We start from the raw sequence: 18,950 nt of genomic DNA on the forward strand, positions 1-18,950 counted from the left end.
TAGTATCTAGTAGTTAGTACTTAGTATCTAGTCTTTAGGAGCGTTAAGCTTTCAGCCTTCGGCTTTTAGCTTAACGTGAATCCTATTTTTCTAACATCTTCCCAATAGTGAGGATAAGACTTATCTACCACTCTTTCTTCTTCAATTTCAACTTCTTTTACAAATAATGCCAACGGAGCAAATGCCATAGCCATTCTGTGATCCTCATAAGTGTTGATGAAGATTTTCTCAGGGAAATGTAAACCGCTACAATCTAAGGTGTAATTTAAATCCTTTTCAATAAGCTTTACTCCAATTTTAGCTAATTGTTCTTGTAAGGCTTTTATACGGTCTGTCTCTTTAATTTTTAAAGTTTCCAGTCCTGTAAAGGTAGCTTCGTGACCTAAAGCCGCACTAACAACAATAACAGTTTGTGCCAGATCCGGACAGTTTTTAAGATCAAAAAATTTACTATCAAGCGGTGTACTTACTTTTTCTAAAATCAATCCTGTTTCGTTAAAAGTTGTTTTAACACCGAAATGCGACATAATTTCTACGATAGCACTGTCGCCTTGTAAGCTATTTTGTCTTAAATAAGGAAGTGTAATCGTAGCAGAATCTGCCAATGCTGCAAAAGCATACCAATATGAAGCAGCGCTCCAATCTGGCTCTACAATTAACTTGCTTTCATTAAACTCCTGATGTGGAATAGCAATTTTATTATCGTTCCAGGTATATTTAATACCACATTGTTCCAGAAAGCCCAAAGTCATTTCCACATAAGGGCGAGAAGTCAGTTCTCCTTCAATTTCCAAAGTCAAACCTTTCGGAAGGAAAGATGCAATTAGTAGTAAAGATGTAATGTATTGAGATGAAATATCTCCTTTGATTTTTACAGCTTCGCTCTTTTGAATGAATTGGGAAGGAATCTGAAGAGGAGGAAAGCCCTCGTTTTCGATGTATACTATTTCTCCGCCAATATGTCTTAAAGCGTCTACTAGTATACCTATTGGACGCTGTTTCATGCGTTCTGTTCCAGTTAAGACGGTATTAATGCCTTTTACTGTAAGGTAAGATGCTAGAAAACGCATAGCAGTACCCGCTGGACCCACATTTGCTTCTGCAATATTTCCAGCAGCTGCATTTTTCAGAATATTATCCAGAGTTACCGTGTCGGCAGCAGAAGAAAGGTTCTCTATCTGAACCTTTCCTTTGCTTAATGCCTGTATGATTAAAGCTCTGTTGCTTTCGCTTTTAGAGCCTGTCAGTTCTATGGTCTGATTGATATTCTTATTGCTATTGCTGATGAGAATATTCTTTCCCATTAGTTTACCTCACTTTTTGAAGCGTTCATGATTTCCGTTTGTTTACGGATTGACTCACTATGAATTAATTCTAAGAATTTTTCTACGAAGTCTTTGTCTAATTTTAGAGCATTAGCCAAAGTCATTCTTTTCTCTAAAATTTCTTCCCAACGGTTTACTTGTAAAATGGTAACATCATTATCTCTTTTGTATTCACCAATTTTTTGAACCAATGCCATTCTCTCGCCAATTTTTTGAAGAATTAAATCGTCAACTCTGTCGATAGAGTTCCTTAAATTGTTTAGCTTATTAGTGAATTCAGAATTATCAGAATCGCTGTGTCTTAAAGTTAAGTTGTCGATAATTTCAGCCAATTTAGCCGGAGTAACCTGTTGTTTAGCGTCTGTCCATGCTACAGAAGGATCTCTATGTGCCTCAATCATTAGACCTTGCATATCCAGATCAATAGCCGTCTGAGCGATATGAGGAATTAATTCTCTGGCACCACAAATGTGAGAAGGATCGTTGAAAATTGGCAATTCAGGAGCTAACGTTTTCAATTGTATAGCTAAATCCCACATAGGTTCGTTTCTGTAAGCAGATTTTTCGAAAGAAGAGAAACCTCTATGAATAGCAGCCAATTTAGTGATACCTGCTCTGTTTATTCTCTCCAAAGCACCAATCCACAAAGAAAGATCAGGGTTAATAGGGTTTTTTACTAATACCGGAACATCAACACCTTGTAATGCATCAGCAATATCCTGAACCGTAAAAGGATTTACAGTAGAACGGGCACCGATCCAAAGAATATCAACACCAGCAGCTAAAGCTTCTTCTACGTGTTTTGCAGTAGCAACTTCAACAGCTGTAGGTAAACCTGTTTCTTTTTTTGCTTTGTCTAACCAGACTAAACCTTCTACACCAATACCTTCAAATTCTCCCGGACGGGTTCGTGGTTTCCAGATACCAGCTCTTAAGATGTTAACTTTACCAGTTTCTTTTACTAAACGGGCAGTTTCTAATAATTGCTCTTCTGTTTCTGCACTACAAGGTCCAGAGATAATGATAGGCTTTCCGCCATTATCGAACCAGCTTTCTAGTGGTTGTATATTTAAGTTCAGTTTCATATCTTACTTTAGTTTGTTAATTGTCTGTTATTAGTTGTTAGTTAGCGCTTTAGTGTTATGGAAAATTAAATATTCGGCACTAAAAAATTATTTATACTTTATCGTTCTTTCTGTATTCGCCCATAATGTTGAAGTTGTTTGTCAGTCTCAACAGTTTTCTGATGGCAGAATCATAGTTTCCATTGATTTTCCATTCCATATCAATATAGAAAGTAAACTCATTTCTCTTTCCTATTACAGGCATAGATTGGATTTTGCTCATATTGATTTCGTGTTCAACCAAAACATTCAATATTTTTGACAGAATTCCCATCTCGTCTTTAACCTGGAAGGATACAGAAGCCTTGTTCGGATTTTTAATTTCTTCTTCATGACCAGCTAAAATCAAGAAACGTGTATAATTCTTTTTATTGGTTTCTATTCTTTTCTCTAAGATCTCCAAGCCGTACATTTCTGCCGCTAACGAATTAGCAATTGCTGCAGTATCTTTCAACTGCTCATCTTTAATTCTTTTCGCACAGGCTGCTGTATCGCTGCTTTCTGTTACTTTCAATTGTGGGTAATCATCTAAAAATTCTCCACATTGGCGAATAGCGATAGGATGTGAGGTAACATTTGCAATGTCTTCAAATTTAACTCCCGGCAATCCCATCAAGTGTAATTGTATGTGTAAATAAACTTCCCCTATAACGGGGTAGTTGAATTCTTTTAATAAAGAGTAGTTTGGTAATAAACTACCAGCGATACTGTTTTCTATTGCCATAACAATGTAGTCCGCTTCACCAGCTTTCACTTTCTGAAAGGTTTCTTTAAAAGAATTACATTCAACAGTTTCGATATCTGTTCCGAAAAATTTGAATGCAGCCTCTTCATGAAATGAAGCTTTGATACCCTGAATAGCAACTCTTTTTTTAGTTTCCATTTTTAAATTCCTCTTAACAAAAAAGGCCCGGACATTTTTGAACGGGCCTTTAATATTTTAGATTTTCATTTCTTGCATATTATATCCCGCTCTTATTGTGAAAAATAAAAGTAGAAGTAGTAATATGTGTTAAATGATTTCATGTATATCTTTTTGTTCGGAACAAATGTATGAATTAATTTTTAACCTCCAAAATATTTGAAAATAAAATCTGGTTATTATAAAATAAAATTAAATATTTCTTTGGTTTTTTAGCCATTTTTTTGTGCATATTTTAATGTTTTTTTTAAATGTTATTTTTGATAAAAGTGGCTTTTAAATAATCTTAAATGAGTATTTGATGTTTTAATAATGTATAAAAAATGAGATATTTTTATCAATTTTTAACGTGAAATTTATTGAATTTTCAAATGATTTATCGCAGTAATTTAACTTCAAAAATGATGTTTGATTTGAATTGTTTTAATCTCTATTTTAGGGACAATCAATATAAATCGATATGAAAGTACATGTAATGAGTTTGATTGCTTCGTTTTTATTAAGCAATGCATATGGTCAAAAGATACCAGAAATTGGGATAGCAACCCAGATTAGCAACGATAGTGTGGTTTATAAAGCCGGATACAAATATATTGGAGAAGGGGTTGCCAGAATGGTTTCTCCAAGACTTTCCGAAGCTGACTTTCAGGAGAATAAACGAAAGGTAAAAAGTGCGAAATGTCACGTATACATGTGTAACGTGTTTTTTCCTTCCGATATAAAAATTGCAGGAAAAGATGTAGATGAAGTTAAAGTGCTTTCCCATGCCGAGGGCGTTTTTAAAAGAGCTAGTATATTGGGTATAGAAGCTATTGTTTTAGGTAGCGGAAGTGCAAGAAAAATTGAAGACGATGTAAACAGGCAGCAAGCAATATCAAATTTTATATCTCTGGGTAAGAAAATGGCTGGTTTAGCTCAAAAAAATAACGTTAAGATATTTCTGGAAAATCTAAATAGTACCGAAACAAATTTTATGACAACGTTGGCCGATGCTGCTGAAGTAGTACGGGCTATTAATCATCCAAATTTCAGATTGAATGCTGATATATATCATATGTTAAGAGAAAATGAATCTCCAAATAGTATTCTGAATGCAGCAGATGTGATTTCGTACGTTGAAGTGGCAGAGAAAGAAGGACGCACAAGACCAGGTGTTAATAATGAAAATTTTATACCATATTTTAAAGCCTTAAAGAAAATTGATTATCAAGGAAAGGTTTTTATAGAAGGAAGATGGACTGATTTGGCAAAAGAGGCGCCTTTAGCTAAAGATTATCTGGAAACGCAATTGAAAACTGCTTATGCCGATTAAGTTGAATAAAATGGTAAAATAGCATTATAGAAGCTTTTTTGTTTTCTTTAAACGTAATCGATTACGTAAAAATAACTCCCACAAAATATTGTTTAGAATGCTATTTTGAGTTAATTAGAGAAAATAACCAAATATCTAAATTATTTAAATCAAATCCAGTCTGTATAAAAAGATGGATGAATTAGCGTATTATTTAAAACTATGAGAATACAAACTATTTTCGGTGCGTTTATGCTTTGTGCTGTAGCTGCCGTTGCACAGCCAAACAAAGATGGATGGCGTAATCTTTTCAATGGGAAAAACTTCGATGGGTTTAAACAACTCAATGGAAAAGCCAAATACGAAGTGAAAAATGGAGAAATGGTTGGTACCACTGTTAGTGGTGAACCCAATTCCTTTTTGGCTACAGAAAAGAATTATAAAGACTTTATCCTTGAATTGGAGCTTTTCGTTGATCCTTCCATGAATTCAGGCGTTCAGATCAGGAGTCTGAGCAATCCTGATTATATGAACGGAAGAGTACATGGTTATCAAGTAGAGATAGATCCTTCAGAAAGAGCATGGAGTGGAGGAATTTACGATGAGGCTCGTAGAGGTTGGTTGTATACCGCCGATTTAAACCCGAGAGCTAAGACCGCTTTTAAAAACAATCAATGGAATAAATATAGGATAGAGTGCATAGGTGATAATATCAGAACCTGGGTAAATGGCGTACCTATCGCGAATGTTGTGGATAATATGACTCCGGAAGGTTTTATCGCTTTTCAGGTACATTCTATCCCAAAAAATGAAACTCCGGGAAAGCAAATCCGCTGGAGAAATATCAGGATTAAGACGGAAAATCTGAAACCATCACCAATGGATGATATTTATGTTGTTAACCTTATTCCCAATAATTTGTCGGCACAAGAAAAGAAAGAAGGTTTCTATATGCTTTGGGATGGTGTTTCAACTAAAGGATGGAGAGGGGCTTATAAACCAACTTTTCCAACTAAAGGATGGGAGATTAAAGACGGTGTGCTTAGTGTAGTAAAATCTGATGGTGGAGAATCTACCAATGGAGGTGACATCGTTACAGAAAAGGAATTTGGAGCTTTTGAATTAAAGTTTGATTTCAAACTGACAGAGGGAGCTAATAGTGGTGTGAAATATTTTGTAACCGAGAAGGAAGGAAACAAAGGATCCGCAATTGGATTGGAATACCAAATTCTTGACGATGAAAAACATCCTGATGCGAAACTGGGAAGAGATGGAAACAGAACGCTGGCTTCATTGTATGATTTGAAGACCTCCAATAAACAAGCAAGGTTTATCAAAAAAATCGGAGAGTGGAATCAAGGGATTATCAAAGTTTCTCGGGATAACAAGGTGGAATACTGGCTAAATGGAGTTAAAGTATTGGAGTTTGTAAGAGGGTCTAAAGAATTCAATGATTTGGTGGCAAAAAGTAAATATAAAGACTGGCAGAACTTTGGAATGGCTCCTAAGGGAAGAATCCTGTTACAGGATCATGGAGATAATGTTTCATTCAGAAGTATCAAAATCAGAGAATTATAGACCAATAACCATTATAGATTATGGAAAATTCAAGAAGAAAATTCATTAAACAATCGGCAATTGCATCCGCAGGGGTTTACTTAGGCACAATGGGAATGAGCGCAAAAAGCTATGGCAGAATTATAGGTGCTAATGATAGGGTAAGGATAGGAGTTGTTGGTTTTTCAGACCGTTTCAGGAGTTCTCTATTTCCTTCGTTCCTAAACCATTATAAAGAACTTAATTTCGAAATAGTAGCTGTTTCTGATCTATGGAAGCTGAGAAGAGAAGAGGGTAAAGGCTTTTTAGAACAGAAGTTGGGAAATAAGATACAGGCGTTTAGGAACAATGACGAACTGTATACAATGAAAGATCTGAACGGTGTAATAATCAGTACTGCTGATTTTCAACATGCTCTACATACGATAGAAGCGGTAAAGGCGGGATGTGATGCATATGTAGAAAAGCCTTTTGCCGAAACTATGGAAGATAATAAAGCCGCTCTGAAAGCGGTTAGAGCTACAGATAGAATAGTGCAGATAGGTTCGCAAAGAAGAAGTGGTTTAAATTATAAGGCAGCAGAGCAATTTATAAAAGAAGGAAAATTTGGAAATATCACCATGGTCGAATTGACCTGGAACGTTAACCAGCCGGGCAGATGGAGAAGACCTGAACTTGTTGCCAAATGCAAAGAAGCAGATACAGATTGGAAACGTTTCTTGATGAACAGACCTTACGAGGCCTGGGATCCAAGAAAGTATTTAGAATACCGTCTTTTCTGGCCTTATTCATCAGGAATGCCAGGGCAGTGGATGTCGCATCAAATAGATACGGTTCACTGGTTTACTAACCTGAAACATCCGAGAAGTGTGGTTGCTAACGGAGGAGTTTATCAATGGAAAGATGGTAGAAGAAACTGGGATACAACTACGGCTGTATTTGATTATGGTCCGGAAAATGATATGAATAGTGGCTTTCAGGTGACGTTTAATTCAAGGATGCATAACGGAGATGAAAGACCATCAGAAGTATATTATTCAAATGGAGGAGAACTTAACTTGATTACAAATAAAGTTTCGCCAAAAGGTGGATTAACGGAGAAGGCAGCGGAAGTGATGGGAATGAAAGCTAATTTGTTACCGGAAGTGAATTTAACGGAAAAAGTGGAAAGAGTAGCTGCTTCAGCAAATACCGGAGCAGACGTATTAACTTCTGCACATATGAGGAACTGGATGGAATGTATCAGAAGCAGGAAGCAGCCAAATGCACCGGTAGAAGCAGGATATTATCATTCTATTGCTAATATTATGACAACAGCAGCGTCTCATACCGGAGCAAAAGCTACTTTCGATAGTAAGGCGCAAGAAGTAATGGCTAACGGAAAGATTTTTAAAATCTAAGTTCTTTTTATAAGCGATAAATAGTATTTTGATAAACATCATACTAATTATCGCTTATAGTCGTAAATAGTAATTCTAATATTGTGTAAATATAATAATGAGTAGACGTAAGTTTTTGGCACAAAGTGGATTAATTGCAGGTGGAGTCTTATTACAAAATTCGGCTTTTGCCAATCTATATCAAAAAGGGGAAAAAATATTAAAAGTAGGTATCATAGGTTATGGAGATCGTGGTTCAGGCATAAAGTCAGTAATGGATAGTCTACCTGACCTGTTTGATGTAGTAGCCGTTTGCGACACTTTACAGTTTAGATTAGACAATGCTAAGAAGTTAAAAACCTACGCTTACAAAACTAAGGATTATAAAAAGATTCTGGATGACAAGCAGATTGACGTGGTAGTAATTGCTACTCCTTTAAGCGAACATTATCACATAGCCAAAGATTCACTACTTGCCGGTAAGCATGTTTATCTTGAAAAGGCTATGACCTATACCTCTGCTCAGGCTCTGGATTTAGTGAATTTATCAAAGAAATATTCTAAACAAATACTTCAAATAGGTCATCAATACAGGTCGTCCCCTTTGTATTATAAAGTGAAGGATATGATAGAGAGTGGTTATATAGGAAAAGTCACTCATATTGATTGTCGTTGGGATAGAAATTGGAACTGGCGAAGGGCTGTGCCAGACCCGGCGCTGGAAAGACAAGTCAATTGGCGGATGTACAAAGAGTATTCCGGCGGACTGGCAGCAGAGTTGCTCTCTCATCAAATAGATTTTATTAATTGGGCCTTTAAAACGAATCCGCAGGAAATTTTTGCTACCGGAGGAATTGATTTTTATAAGGATGGAAGGGAAACTTTCGATAATCTACAAGCAGTTCTCCGTTATAAAGATGCTGGCATGATTGGTACTTTTGGTGCTACTTGTGCGAATAAAAAAGACGGGTATTTGTTTAAAATTAAGGGATCTAAAGGGGCAATCTCTCTCTTGGTAAATGAAGGTGTTATCTATCCTGAGAAAGAAATGATGGAAGCACTGCAAACCGTGGACGGAGTTACAGGGGCTACGAAAATAACATGGAATAAAGATGGCGGAATTCCGATTTTGAATGAGCCTACAAAGGATGGAACCTGGTATGCACTAAAGGATTATTATAAAAGTATTATAGAAAATAAACAACCTGACTCAAACGTAATTACCGGAGCTAAAACTGCCTTTTGTGTTGATATGATCAATCAGGCAGCATATAATGATAAAATTCAGTATTGGAAACCGGAATTTAATATTTGATTATACAAGAGCGGAAAAAAGAGACTTCTTAAAAAAGAAATGTCATTTCGATTAAAGAACAATCTCTGTCGGAGTAGTCCATAAAGAGATTATAGCTAATATCGGAATGACAAAAATTGTTAACTTATATCTTTTTAAACAACCATTAACTATAAAATCTTTTAGCTGACCCTGCTTTTTTCTTCTTTTTTGATGGTGATTTAGGTTTTTCGTCTCTTTTTTTATTTTTCAAGTCCTGGGGCTTTGATCTTATATGTTTTTGCTCTTTTTTGAATTCCGTATTTTCAAAAGAGGCTTCTTCCGTCCCAGAAGAACTATCTACCATATCCATTATACCTTGAAGTTCTTCGGGTGTTAAATACCTCCAGGTGCCTAAAGGAAGTTTAGCCAAGGAGATATTCATAATTCTGGTTCTCTTAAGCTTAGTAACATGGTAGCCAAAATACTCACACATTTTCCTAACCTGTCTATAAAGGCCCTGGGTTAAAATAATTCTGAAGACCAATTCACCTTCCTTAAAAACCTGACATTTTTTTGTTACTGTATCTAAAATAGGGACACCTTTCATCATTCCCTTTATAAATTCATCAGTTATAGGTTTGTCTACGGTAACGATATATTCTTTTTCATGGTTATTCCCTGCCCGAAGAATTTTATTTACAATATTACCATCGCTGGTGAGGAATATCAAACCTTCTGAAGGCTTATCTAATCTTCCGATAGGAAAGATGCGTTTTGGGAAATTAATATAATCTATGATATTGTCCTTGACATCCGGCTCTGTAGTACAAACAATACCCCTTGGTTTATTAAAAGCTATGTAAACAGGTCTTTCGCCCGTTTTATTGAGTTTCAATCTGCGATCATCAACAATTACTTCGTCAAAAGCACTTACTCTATCACCAACTTTAGCCGTCTTGCCGTTAATAGTTACCCTGCCTTCTTCAATTAAACGATCAGCTTCTCTTCTCGAACATATTCCACTGTCGCTAATAGCTTTATTTAACCGAAATAAGTTTTGATCTCCGAATCCCATAAACATCAATTTTGGCAAAGATAGAAAGTAAATCTGATATTATTAATTATGAAAAACCGTTGGTTCTTTGTTATCAAATAGCTATTTTGGTATAGAATTTGGCTTTCAATTATAAACGTTTGCCTATGAAGTACTACAATCTTTTTTTGATCGTTGGATTTGTACTTACAGTTAGTACCGCCGTTGGCCAGATAAGTGATGATAAGATTTGTGGAAAATGGATTACAAAGGAGAAGAATCTGGTAGTGAGAGTTTTCAGGAGTGGAGGTAATCTTAGAGCCAAGATTTTGTGGTTTAAACCTGACGGGATAAAGGATATAGACGATTTTAAGGACGAAAGTAACCCGAATCCATCTTTAAGAAATAGAAAGCTTTTAGGTTTGGAGATAGTCGATGGGTTGAAGTACAGTCCGGAAACGCAAACTTGGGAAAATGGCAAAATTTATGATCCTTATCACGGTCGTTTCTGGGATTCTTCAGCCTATGTTACCAAAGATGGAGTGCTGAAAGTAACCGGTTACTGGAAATTTAAGTGGATTGGTAAGACACTAACATTTGATAAATTGCCCGAGGATGTTATTGTAGGCAAGTTTTAATAAAATGCTGAAGAGATTTTAACTTATCCTATTTCTTCTTTTGACTAAGATATAAACCACCAATAACGAGAATAGTCCCTATGCAAGTGTACAAGGTTATTGGTTCATCCATAAGCCACCATGCATAGAAAAATCCAAAGATCGGACAGAGAAATAGCCATAAGGATGCTTTTACGGTGTCTATACGAAGTAAATAGAACCAGCAAATTAGTCCCACTACAGATACAGCTAAGCTTAGCCAGAGTACAGCGTACCAGAATCTAGTATCTAAAACAAGTTGAGAAGTATCAGACATCGTTAGAGTAAATGGTAAAAGGAATATGCCGCCCAGTATAACCTGCCACCCGTTTATTAAAATATTAGACAGATTCCATCGTACTTTGGCATAATAGACACTTGCAAAAGATACCGCAATCATGCTTAATGCCAGTAATAGTAATCCAAAAAGATTCGTTTGGCTATTGCTTAGTAATGGGACTGTAGCGATGTAAATACCCGTAATTCCAAGTATTATACTTATCCATTCTTTTCTGGAAGCTTTTCTCCCAATTAGCCAACCGGAAATCAGCACAATCAATAGCGGGTTAGTTGACACTGCAAGACTTCCGATACCAGCAGCGGTATATTTCATGGCATAAACATATAAGCCGAGATACAAGGTAGTGTTTAGAAAACCAAAAATGGCTAAATGTTTCCACTCCTGAATAGTTGGTTGTCTATATTTTTTAGACAATAAAGCATAAAGGATAAGAACCATTCCGGCAATGAAAAAGCGAACATTACCTAATACCAGTGGAGGTACAGATAATACACCAAATTTAGTGGCCACTGCAGCAGAAGACCACAACATTGCAAATAATATACCTATCAGGATGTTTTTCATTATTGTGGACAAAAATAAGTTTATAAGATTTAAGAATATACATGGGATTTAATAAAAAATAAATTCTGTGTCGATTTAAATAATCGAATAATAGGCTCTCATTTGTGTCGTAAGTTCTGCGATAGTTACGATATTTGTTAAATGAAATTTAAGCTAGGAGAATTTGTTCGTTTTATAGACGAAAACAGAGAGGGTTATATTACCAGAATTATTGATGATCAGGTTGTGGCTGTAACCGGAGATGACGATTTTGAAATTCCGGTTGCGGTTAGTAATCTGGCGAGAGTTCATGGTCATATGGCAAATGCCGTAGAAGCTGATTTTGGTACTGGTCTTGAAGAAGAAGAATTATCTGCCGCCGAATTTTCAACTAAAGGAATATCTATCGCATTCGTACAGGATTTGAATAAAGGTTCTCTTGTGCATTTCTACCTGGTAAACGAAACTTCCTTTGAACTACTGGTTACATTAACTACTGTTCGTAAAGATGATTATAAGGGCGAATTCGCAGCGAAACTTGGCCCTTTATCTATTACAAAAATGCATACTGCTTCTTTGCCGGAATTGGATTTATGGCCCAAATTTTTAGTTGATGTTCTAACTTTTACCAGTTCTAATATAAAGCCACTTAAGCCTATTAATTTAGAATATCGATTTAAGGCTAAAGATTTTTCAGATAATAAAAAGACAATACCTTTTATCAAGCAACAGGGATGGATTCTTCAATTAGACGAACCCGAAGTAAAAATTGATGTTCAAAAGCTTAAGGAAAGTTTTTATAACCAGCCTAAATCTGAAGAAAATAAAGTAGACAAGCCTCAACGGGAAATTGATTTACATATCGAAAAACTGCGTGATGATCATCAATTCTTGAGTAAATCGGAAATACTTAATATTCAATTAGCTGAGTTTCATTCTAAGCTTGCGGCGGCAATTGTTCACAAATTCCCTGATATCGTTTTTATACATGGAGTTGGAAACGGAGTGTTAAGAGACAATATCCATAAGGCATTAGGTAAACATTCTCAGGTTCGTACGTTCAAAGACGCACAGAGAGAGAAATTTGGTTATGGCGCTACAGAGGTGATCTTTAAAATTTAAAATGATTATATTCTGCAATATAATGATAACTTTTGTCTGCCATTTATATGGGAATGCTAAAGCGTGGACATAATCGGAATAAAAATGACGAACTAAGTTAAACCAGAAAAGGTTTAAGCGTATATAACAATATTTGAAATAATTTAAAATGATGAATCCCGAACAACTTTCAGTTTTTGATATATTTAAGATTGGTATAGGACCATCCAGCTCCCATACGCTTGGTCCCTGGAGAGCAGCTCAGGCTTTTTTGAAAGAAATAGCGAACGTTTTAGAAGAAGTAACACAGGTAAAGGTATTATTATACGGCTCTCTTGCTAAGACAGGGATTGGGCATGGTACAGATATCGCTGCTGTGCTAGGATTATGTGGCTTTGATCCGGTAACGATGGATGTGAATTTGATAAATCCTATTATCGCTGATATTAAGGATAAAAATACGTTACTTCTTGCAGGGAAACATGCTTTGACATTTGAATATAATACAGATATCGAATTTTTATTTTCGAAAAGTTTACCACAGCATCCTAACGGAATCATCTTCAAAATTATCTTAAATGACGGAACAGAACTGTCATCTGTATATTTTTCGATTGGAGGAGGTTTTATTATAAAAGAAGGAGAGGAAAGGGAATTTTCAGAATCTTCTAATGTAGATTACCCTTTCCATATAGAAAATGCGAAAGACCTCCTACATTGGTGTATGAAAACTGGTTTGAAAATTTCTGAAGTGGTATTGGAGAATGAATTGGCAATTCGTTCTGAGAATGAAATAAAAAAAGGGATATCAGAAATAGTTTCTGTTATAAAAGAATGTGTTTATCGTGGTTGTCATATTTCGGGTACGTTACCTGGTGGTCTTTATGTCGAACGTCGAGCTGCAAAAATAAACAAAAAGCTCTTGGGTGATTACGAATATGATGACTATATTTCGTGGTTGAAAGCAATAAGAAACAAAGGTTCGGATTTTCAGAATATCTTAAATTGGATTAGTTGTTTCGCTTTGGCAGTAAACGAAGAAAATGCTTCGTTTAGCAGAGTTGTAACGGCGCCTACAAATGGGTCTGCAGGAGTAATTCCTGCTGTACTTCATTATTTAATGGTATTTTGCGACGGAAATTCAGATGATAAAGTCATACAGTTTATGCTTACAGCATCCGAAATAGGATCGATTTTTAAAAGAGGAGCTACCATTTCGGCAGCTATGGGAGGATGCCAGGCAGAAATAGGAGTTTCATCGGCAATGGCTGCAGCAGCGTTAACTGAATGTTTAGGCGGTTCCCAAAGGCAGGTTTTAATGGCTGCAGAGATAGCAATGGAACATCATTTGGGACTAACTTGCGATCCGATTGGTGGTTTGGTACAAATCCCGTGTATAGAAAGAAATAGCATGGGAGCTATAAAAGCTATTACGGCATCGCAATTGGCATTACAAACCAATCCGGATAACGCAAAAGTAAGTTTAGATGCAGTAGTAAATACAATGTGGCAAACGGCTTTGGACATGAATTCAAAATATAAAGAAACATCGGAAGGGGGGCTGGCGATTAATATTCCGCTAAGTTCTCCGGAATGTTAATATAGAAATTATGCAAAAAATATATTTAGCGTCGAAATCACCAAGAAGGCAGGAATTATTGAAGTTAATGGGGTTGGAATATACCCTTTATATTAAAGAGATTGACGAAAGTTATCCAGAATCACTTAAAGTAAGCGAAGTAGCTGAATATATTTCTAAAAAGAAAGCCAATGCATTTCCCGTATCTAAAGAAGGAATTATTTTAACTGCGGATACCATTGTTGTTGTAGATAATGAGATTTTAGGTAAACCAATAGATTTTGATGACGCATTTGCTATGATAAAAAGGCTTTCAGGAAGGAAGCATGAAGTTATTACCGGAGTAACTATCGTATCCAAAGAAAAGCAAATCTCCTTTAGCGATGTTACTGAAGTTTATTTCAGAGAAATTAGCGATGCAGAAATTACCTATTATATAGAAAATTATAAACCGTTTGATAAAGCAGGAGCTTATGGTATTCAGGAATGGATTGGCGTTGCAGCGATTACAAAAATAAAAGGCTCTTACACAAATGTAGTTGGTTTGCCTACCGAGAAATTGTACAGGGAGCTTAAACAATTTGGTTTCAGTTTATAATGAGGCTTAACTGAGTTTTTTTAATTTTAGTTTTTTTGTTTTTCGTTGAATGATATGGGTTGAGAGATATGAACTTAGTTTGCTTTTTGGTACTATTATTTTAATTTTGGACATTACTAAACGATAAATTATCTATAACTACCGTTGACGAAACCAAAAGTATTAATAACAGGTGCTAGTTCTGGGCTGGGATTGGCGCTAGCTAAAAGGCTAAATCAAGACTATTGCCTGATATTACACGCTTCTAAAGAAGAAAATATAAAAGAACTCAGAGAAGGAAATTATGTACTGGCTGCTGATTTTTCGAATCCTGATGAACTCAACGAGTTTTGCAAGAAATTAAAGAAAGATCATGGAGATGATTTATTTGCAGTTATTAATAATGCAGGTATCACTATAGATAAACCGCTGGTTTTTCAACCGGAAAGAGATATAGATAAAATGTTGATGGTTAATCTAAAAGCACCCATTATGATAACTAAAACAGTTATCAAACTTTTTGGTCTCAAGAAAAGAGGGGTTGTTATTCAAATGAGTTCTTGTGTTGCCGAGACAGGAAATGCATTTCAGTCGGTATATTCTGCTGCAAAAGCAGGCTTGATAGCCTTTACAAAATCTATTGCGAAAGAAGTTGCTAATCTATACGATAATCACCGGATAAGAGTGTTGAGTGTGTCTCCGGGATTTATTGAAACACCCATGACAGATGCAGTGCCCCAAACAGAAAAGGAAAAATATCTCACAATGATTCCTGCTCAACGTTTTGGAAAACCAGAGGAAGTAGCAGAAACTATAGCTTTTCTTTTGTCAGAAAAAGCTTCTTATATAAACGGGAGTAATATTGATATTAACGGTGGACTTTTTTAAAGAATGGAAAATCTCGTAGGCATTTCTCCCGAAAAAATACTTCCTCATGGTCCGTCGAAAACTTTGGTTGATGATTACCACTGGCATGAACCAAAAGTTGGAATTGTAGCTAGTTACAGTCCTAAAGAAATAGATGTAAGGGATCATTTCGGAATTTTCAGAGGAGTGGATCAAATAGAATCATTTGCTCAGGCAACGATTGTGTCGTGTGCGACTTTTTTGGAAGCTAAAAGACAAAATCGAGATCCGCTGGAGCTTTTGGATGATTATATCCCAGCATTTATCAGCATAGGACAAGTTAATTTTCTCAACTATTTAGAAGTTGGAGATACTTTTGTGTGCCTTGGCAAGATTACTTTCTTTAAATTCAGGCAAATGGTTTGTGACGGAAGAATATACAAAGTTCCCAAAGGCCTGGATTTAAAAAACTATTTCAAGGACTTTGATGAAAATAAGCTAAGTGGTTACGATCTTAGAGAAGATTTTGTACTGGTAGCCAAATTGTTTGATATCACGGGCAGAGCTTTGAAAAAACAAATTTTTAATAAATAATACTATAATGGAAAGACAGGAAATAATTGAAGGTTTAGTGGAAATATTGAAAACTGTGAGAACGGTAGATCAGGAGAAGCTGGTAAATATTACCGAGGAAACAGATTTTATCGCAGATTTGGGAACTCCTTCAACGGAAATGATCAATATAGCAGCAAAGACAGAACAAAAATTCGGGATCGAGTTTGATGATGACGATATTGACGACCTGGGATCTAAAGTGAAAGATGTAGTGGATCTTATAGTACGTACGCAAGCAAAGGGATAATATGGATTTTGCAGGGAGAAAAGTTGCAGTAGTAGGAATGGGCGGTGTTTTTCCTACCTGTTCTGATTTAGATGACTTTGCAGAGAAAATTTTCTCAAATAAAAGTCTGGTCAGAACCTGGGATAAAGCGCTAGCACATGGGAAAAACATCCGGTCTACAGTTTCAGGCTACGTTAGCGAAGCTGAAATGAATCTTGAAGCCGTTTATTCTACACTGGTAAATACTTACCCTGAAGTTTATATAGATCATTTGAATCGTATACCGGCTGCTAATTTATCTACAGCAGACATTGGCAGTATCTGGGCAATGCTTGCTACGCTAGACGCTATAAAGATGTCTGGTTGGGATCAAAAAGAAATAGAATCAGAAGCCACAGGAGTGGTGGTGGGATCTGGAGGCAGTGCAACGGAGATTGCCAGAGCTGCATGGCATGCTTTTTTTGAAATGGGGATGAAAAGCAGGGCTGCAGGTGCACATACCGTTGATAGATCGATGACTTATAGAGAAGCGGCAAATGTTTCTTGTCTCATCAGGAATAAAGGAGTATGTGAATCTATTGGATCTGCCTGTGCAACGGGACTTGGAAATATAGGGCATGCTTACCGCTTGATAAAGTTCGGTTTGCAAGACAGGGCAGTAGCAGGAGGTGTGGAAGGAACCTCTTTAGAAAGCTTCATAGGGTTTGATGCAATGCAGGTGCTTAGTAGAGGTTTTTCGCCGGAGGAAAGTTCTCGGCCGTTTGATGTAAACCGGAATGGTTTTGTATGTTCTTTTGGGGCAGGTATAGTTTGTTTGGAAGAATATGAGCTAGCTAAAGCCAGAGGGGCAAATATTTTGGCTGTTATAGATAATTATCATAACAATTCGGATGGCGACGGCAATATGTTTTATCCCTCTTACGAAGGGCAAACAAGATTATGGAAAGGCCTTCTTGGAACTACCGGAATTGTACCGGATGTTGTTAAAGTTCATGGAACTTCCACACCGGCTGGTGATGCTGTGGAGCTGCTAAGTGTTGTAGATTCTTTAGGAGATAAAGGTTATCATATTGCGGCGCCTAAATCTCAATTTGGACATATGTTGGGAGCGGCAGGCTCGGTAGAGTTTATAACAGCTTTACTGATGTTTCAAAAACAAGCAGTTTTGCCATGTCTGAATTCTTTTAATTTAAATACAGAATTGGAAAACTTCCAGAAAAAAGAAGATTGGAAAGGCGTAAAAGAACCATTAGCATATTTCAGAGATTTATTACCACAATCTGTTTTCGGCAAAGAAATTAATAGAATCGCCTGCCTCAATTATGGCTTCGGAGGTACAAATAGTTCTATTTTAATTTCCAGAGAATTATGATAGATAATAAAAATAAAATAGCAGTAGTTTTCGGTGTTCGGAATGAAAGTTCAATAGCTTTTCATATAGCATTAAGGCTTCATCAATCTGGTTGCAAAGTAGTTTTAAATTACGTGAACAATACTAAAGATGAAGTTCTATATCTTTTAGAAAAGCATAATATGGATACTTCCTATGCCGCCGAAGTAGATGTAAAAGATGAAGGTCAAATAAGCTCTTTTTTAGAAAAAATATACAAAGAACTGGGGCCTATTCATTACCTTCTGCATGGCGTGGCATTCGGTAATCAAAATGTGCTTTGTTACAGTATTCCCGGAAGTGGCAAACCTACGCCGTCATATATAGATATACCTCTAGAAGATTTTGTTGATTCTTTTGATATCAGTGCATATTCTTTATTGAGAATATCCAGAGTTGCCGAACCGCTGTTGGCAGAAAATGCTTCGATCTTGACTTTAACCTATAATGCTTCACAGCGCGTTTTTCCTGCTTATGCAGGTATGGCAATTAATAAAGCAGCCCTGGAAAATATCATGATGTATTTATCCAGCTATTTTAGAAAATCTGCCGTAAGGGTGAACGCTATTTCGGCGGGGTTGGTAATGACTACTTCAGCTGGTGGAATTAATGGAGTTAGGAAATTGAGAAAAGTAGGGAAGTTTACAGCACCATTAGGCAATGTTGATGCAAGTGATGTGGCTGATACCGCACTTTACTATTTTTCGGACTTATCTAAGAAAGTGACAGGGAATATTCATTATGTAGATGGCGGATTCAATATAATGGGAGTTTCAAAAGATGAAGAGTAATCAGGTAAAGGAATTCATAACTTCATTATCTACGGGTTTAGACCTGACTGTTGGAAATGATTTGGTGTTTTTACCGGATTTTGAAAAGTCTTTTAATGAACTTTTTAAAAAGAAAGTTTTCACTACGAGGGAAATTGCTTATTGTGAACAATTCGATAAACCTATTTTACGATATGCATCAACCTGGGCGGCTAAAGAAGCTGTATATAAGAGTATTAAGCAATTGTCAGATACTTCACTGCCTTTTAATAAGATAGAAATAGTTAGGGAAAAGATTCAGGGTAAACCAACAGTTTCTTTGCCAGTATTATTTTCAGATTTTCAGATTAGTTTATCTATTTCGCATGACGGCTCATACGTTTGGGTAATAGCCATTTCAAAAAGAATTATTTAAAATTATAACGGATACGGGGAGGAC

General features: G+C 36.2%; 19 protein-coding genes. 14 read left to right on the forward strand and 5 right to left on the reverse strand.

Going from position 1 to position 18,950, the window contains the following annotated elements; translation table 11 throughout:
* Positions 1–65: 65 nt before the first annotated feature.
* The 3 genes from aroA to PEDSA_RS03270 form a co-directional block, all read right to left on the reverse strand.
* A complete protein-coding gene (aroA, locus tag PEDSA_RS03260; RefSeq protein WP_013631726.1) occupies positions 66–1,304 on the reverse strand; it encodes a 3-phosphoshikimate 1-carboxyvinyltransferase in 1,239 nt (412 codons plus the stop codon).
* A complete protein-coding gene (locus PEDSA_RS03265) occupies positions 1,304–2,410 on the reverse strand; it encodes a chorismate mutase (RefSeq protein ID WP_013631727.1) in 1,107 nt (368 codons plus the stop codon). The genes aroA and PEDSA_RS03265 overlap by 1 nt, the downstream gene beginning before the upstream one ends.
* Positions 2,411–2,501: 91 nt before the next feature.
* Positions 2,502–3,332: a prephenate dehydratase gene (locus tag PEDSA_RS03270; protein WP_013631728.1), complete on the reverse strand. Its 831-nt coding sequence runs from the start codon at positions 3,330–3,332 to the stop codon at positions 2,502–2,504.
* Between the two features lie 499 nt (positions 3,333–3,831).
* Here PEDSA_RS03270 and PEDSA_RS03275 point away from each other — a divergent pair, with 499 nt between their 5' ends.
* The 4 genes from PEDSA_RS03275 to PEDSA_RS03290 all read left to right on the forward strand — a co-directional run bounded on the left by PEDSA_RS03275 (position 3,832) and on the right by PEDSA_RS03290 (position 8,913).
* Complete coding sequence (locus PEDSA_RS03275) at positions 3,832–4,683, forward strand: sugar phosphate isomerase/epimerase family protein (RefSeq protein WP_013631730.1); 852 nt, start codon at positions 3,832–3,834, stop codon at positions 4,681–4,683.
* A gap of 201 nt (positions 4,684–4,884) precedes the next feature.
* Positions 4,885–6,240, forward strand: coding sequence for a 3-keto-disaccharide hydrolase (locus PEDSA_RS03280; protein ID WP_013631731.1), 1,356 nt, complete (start codon positions 4,885–4,887; stop codon positions 6,238–6,240).
* 20 nt (positions 6,241–6,260) lie between these two features.
* On the forward strand, positions 6,261–7,619 hold the full coding sequence (locus PEDSA_RS03285) for a Gfo/Idh/MocA family protein (RefSeq protein WP_013631732.1): 1,359 nt from the start codon (positions 6,261–6,263) through the stop codon (positions 7,617–7,619).
* A gap of 97 nt (positions 7,620–7,716) precedes the next feature.
* Entirely contained in the window at positions 7,717–8,913 is a 1,197-nt protein-coding gene (locus tag PEDSA_RS03290) for a Gfo/Idh/MocA family protein (protein ID WP_013631733.1), read from the forward strand.
* Positions 8,914–9,058: 145 nt separating this feature from the next.
* On the opposite strand, the gene rluF is transcribed toward PEDSA_RS03290, so the two are convergent.
* The gene (gene rluF / locus PEDSA_RS03295) at positions 9,059–9,949 is read right to left on the reverse strand and encodes a 23S rRNA pseudouridine(2604) synthase RluF (RefSeq protein ID WP_148233488.1); all 891 of its coding nucleotides are present in this window, start codon (positions 9,947–9,949) and stop codon (positions 9,059–9,061) included.
* A gap of 125 nt (positions 9,950–10,074) precedes the next feature.
* Here rluF and PEDSA_RS03300 point away from each other — a divergent pair, with 125 nt between their 5' ends.
* Complete coding sequence (locus PEDSA_RS03300) at positions 10,075–10,545, forward strand: DUF2147 domain-containing protein (protein ID WP_013631735.1); 471 nt, start codon at positions 10,075–10,077, stop codon at positions 10,543–10,545.
* Positions 10,546–10,573: 28 nt separating this feature from the next.
* On the opposite strand, the gene PEDSA_RS03305 is transcribed toward PEDSA_RS03300, so the two are convergent.
* Positions 10,574–11,428, reverse strand: a complete 855-nt coding sequence (locus PEDSA_RS03305; protein ID WP_013631736.1) for a DMT family transporter — start codon at positions 11,426–11,428, stop codon at positions 10,574–10,576.
* 141 nt (positions 11,429–11,569) lie between these two features.
* On the opposite strand from PEDSA_RS03305, the gene PEDSA_RS03310 reads away from it, so the two are divergent.
* The 9 genes from PEDSA_RS03310 (at position 11,570) to PEDSA_RS03350 (ending at position 18,926) form a co-directional block, all read left to right on the forward strand.
* Complete coding sequence (locus PEDSA_RS03310; protein ID WP_013631737.1) at positions 11,570–12,529, forward strand: Smr/MutS family protein; 960 nt, start codon at positions 11,570–11,572, stop codon at positions 12,527–12,529.
* 151 nt (positions 12,530–12,680) lie between these two features.
* Complete coding sequence (locus PEDSA_RS03315) at positions 12,681–14,108, forward strand: L-serine ammonia-lyase (RefSeq protein WP_041536956.1); 1,428 nt, start codon at positions 12,681–12,683, stop codon at positions 14,106–14,108.
* Between the two features lie 10 nt (positions 14,109–14,118).
* Complete coding sequence (locus tag PEDSA_RS03320; RefSeq protein ID WP_013631739.1) at positions 14,119–14,685, forward strand: Maf family protein; 567 nt, start codon at positions 14,119–14,121, stop codon at positions 14,683–14,685.
* Positions 14,686–14,829: 144 nt separating this feature from the next.
* Positions 14,830–15,552, forward strand: a complete 723-nt coding sequence (locus PEDSA_RS03325; RefSeq protein ID WP_013631740.1) for an SDR family NAD(P)-dependent oxidoreductase — start codon at positions 14,830–14,832, stop codon at positions 15,550–15,552.
* Positions 15,553–15,555: 3 nt separating this feature from the next.
* Complete coding sequence (locus PEDSA_RS03330; RefSeq protein WP_013631741.1) at positions 15,556–16,104, forward strand: hypothetical protein; 549 nt, start codon at positions 15,556–15,558, stop codon at positions 16,102–16,104.
* 7 nt (positions 16,105–16,111) lie between these two features.
* Positions 16,112–16,372: an acyl carrier protein gene (locus tag PEDSA_RS03335; RefSeq protein WP_013631742.1), complete on the forward strand. Its 261-nt coding sequence runs from the start codon at positions 16,112–16,114 to the stop codon at positions 16,370–16,372.
* Position 16,373: 1 nt separating this feature from the next.
* Positions 16,374–17,723, forward strand: a complete 1,350-nt coding sequence (locus PEDSA_RS03340) for a beta-ketoacyl-[acyl-carrier-protein] synthase family protein (RefSeq protein ID WP_013631743.1) — start codon at positions 16,374–16,376, stop codon at positions 17,721–17,723.
* Positions 17,720–18,532, forward strand: coding sequence for an enoyl-ACP reductase FabI (locus PEDSA_RS03345; RefSeq protein WP_013631744.1), 813 nt, complete (start codon positions 17,720–17,722; stop codon positions 18,530–18,532). Before PEDSA_RS03340 ends, PEDSA_RS03345 begins: the two co-directional genes overlap by 4 nt.
* Positions 18,522–18,926, forward strand: a complete 405-nt coding sequence (locus PEDSA_RS03350) for a holo-ACP synthase (protein WP_013631745.1) — start codon at positions 18,522–18,524, stop codon at positions 18,924–18,926. Before PEDSA_RS03345 ends, PEDSA_RS03350 begins: the two co-directional genes overlap by 11 nt.
* The last annotated feature ends 24 nt before the right edge of the window (positions 18,927–18,950 follow it).

This window comes from Pseudopedobacter saltans DSM 12145 (assembly GCF_000190735.1).
GTDB classification, from domain to species: domain Bacteria; phylum Bacteroidota; class Bacteroidia; order Sphingobacteriales; family Sphingobacteriaceae; genus Pseudopedobacter; species Pseudopedobacter saltans.

Excerpts from the sequence above, each read along its gene's own strand:
- PEDSA_RS03330 (WP_013631741.1), top strand. The coding sequence starts at position 15,556 with ATGGAAAATCTCGTAGGCATTTCTCCCGAAAAAATACTTCCTCATGGT.
- PEDSA_RS03305 (WP_013631736.1), bottom strand. The coding sequence starts at position 11,428 with ATGAAAAACATCCTGATAGGTATATTATTTGCAATGTTGTGGTCTTCT.
- PEDSA_RS03315 (WP_041536956.1), top strand. The coding sequence starts at position 12,681 with ATGAATCCCGAACAACTTTCAGTTTTTGATATATTTAAGATTGGTATA.
- rluF (WP_148233488.1), bottom strand. The coding sequence starts at position 9,949 with ATGGGATTCGGAGATCAAAACTTATTTCGGTTAAATAAAGCTATTAGC.
- PEDSA_RS03280 (WP_013631731.1), top strand. The coding sequence starts at position 4,885 with ATGAGAATACAAACTATTTTCGGTGCGTTTATGCTTTGTGCTGTAGCT.
- PEDSA_RS03350 (WP_013631745.1), top strand. The coding sequence starts at position 18,522 with ATGAAGAGTAATCAGGTAAAGGAATTCATAACTTCATTATCTACGGGT.
- PEDSA_RS03300 (WP_013631735.1), top strand. The coding sequence starts at position 10,075 with ATGAAGTACTACAATCTTTTTTTGATCGTTGGATTTGTACTTACAGTT.
- PEDSA_RS03340 (WP_013631743.1), top strand. The coding sequence starts at position 16,374 with ATGGATTTTGCAGGGAGAAAAGTTGCAGTAGTAGGAATGGGCGGTGTT.
- aroA (WP_013631726.1), bottom strand. The coding sequence starts at position 1,304 with ATGGGAAAGAATATTCTCATCAGCAATAGCAATAAGAATATCAATCAG.
- PEDSA_RS03310 (WP_013631737.1), top strand. The coding sequence starts at position 11,570 with ATGAAATTTAAGCTAGGAGAATTTGTTCGTTTTATAGACGAAAACAGA.
- PEDSA_RS03335 (WP_013631742.1), top strand. The coding sequence starts at position 16,112 with ATGGAAAGACAGGAAATAATTGAAGGTTTAGTGGAAATATTGAAAACT.
- PEDSA_RS03320 (WP_013631739.1), top strand. The coding sequence starts at position 14,119 with ATGCAAAAAATATATTTAGCGTCGAAATCACCAAGAAGGCAGGAATTA.
- PEDSA_RS03285 (WP_013631732.1), top strand. The coding sequence starts at position 6,261 with ATGGAAAATTCAAGAAGAAAATTCATTAAACAATCGGCAATTGCATCC.
- PEDSA_RS03345 (WP_013631744.1), top strand. The coding sequence starts at position 17,720 with ATGATAGATAATAAAAATAAAATAGCAGTAGTTTTCGGTGTTCGGAAT.
- PEDSA_RS03275 (WP_013631730.1), top strand. The coding sequence starts at position 3,832 with ATGAAAGTACATGTAATGAGTTTGATTGCTTCGTTTTTATTAAGCAAT.
- PEDSA_RS03270 (WP_013631728.1), bottom strand. The coding sequence starts at position 3,332 with ATGGAAACTAAAAAAAGAGTTGCTATTCAGGGTATCAAAGCTTCATTT.
- PEDSA_RS03290 (WP_013631733.1), top strand. The coding sequence starts at position 7,717 with ATGAGTAGACGTAAGTTTTTGGCACAAAGTGGATTAATTGCAGGTGGA.
- PEDSA_RS03265 (WP_013631727.1), bottom strand. The coding sequence starts at position 2,410 with ATGAAACTGAACTTAAATATACAACCACTAGAAAGCTGGTTCGATAAT.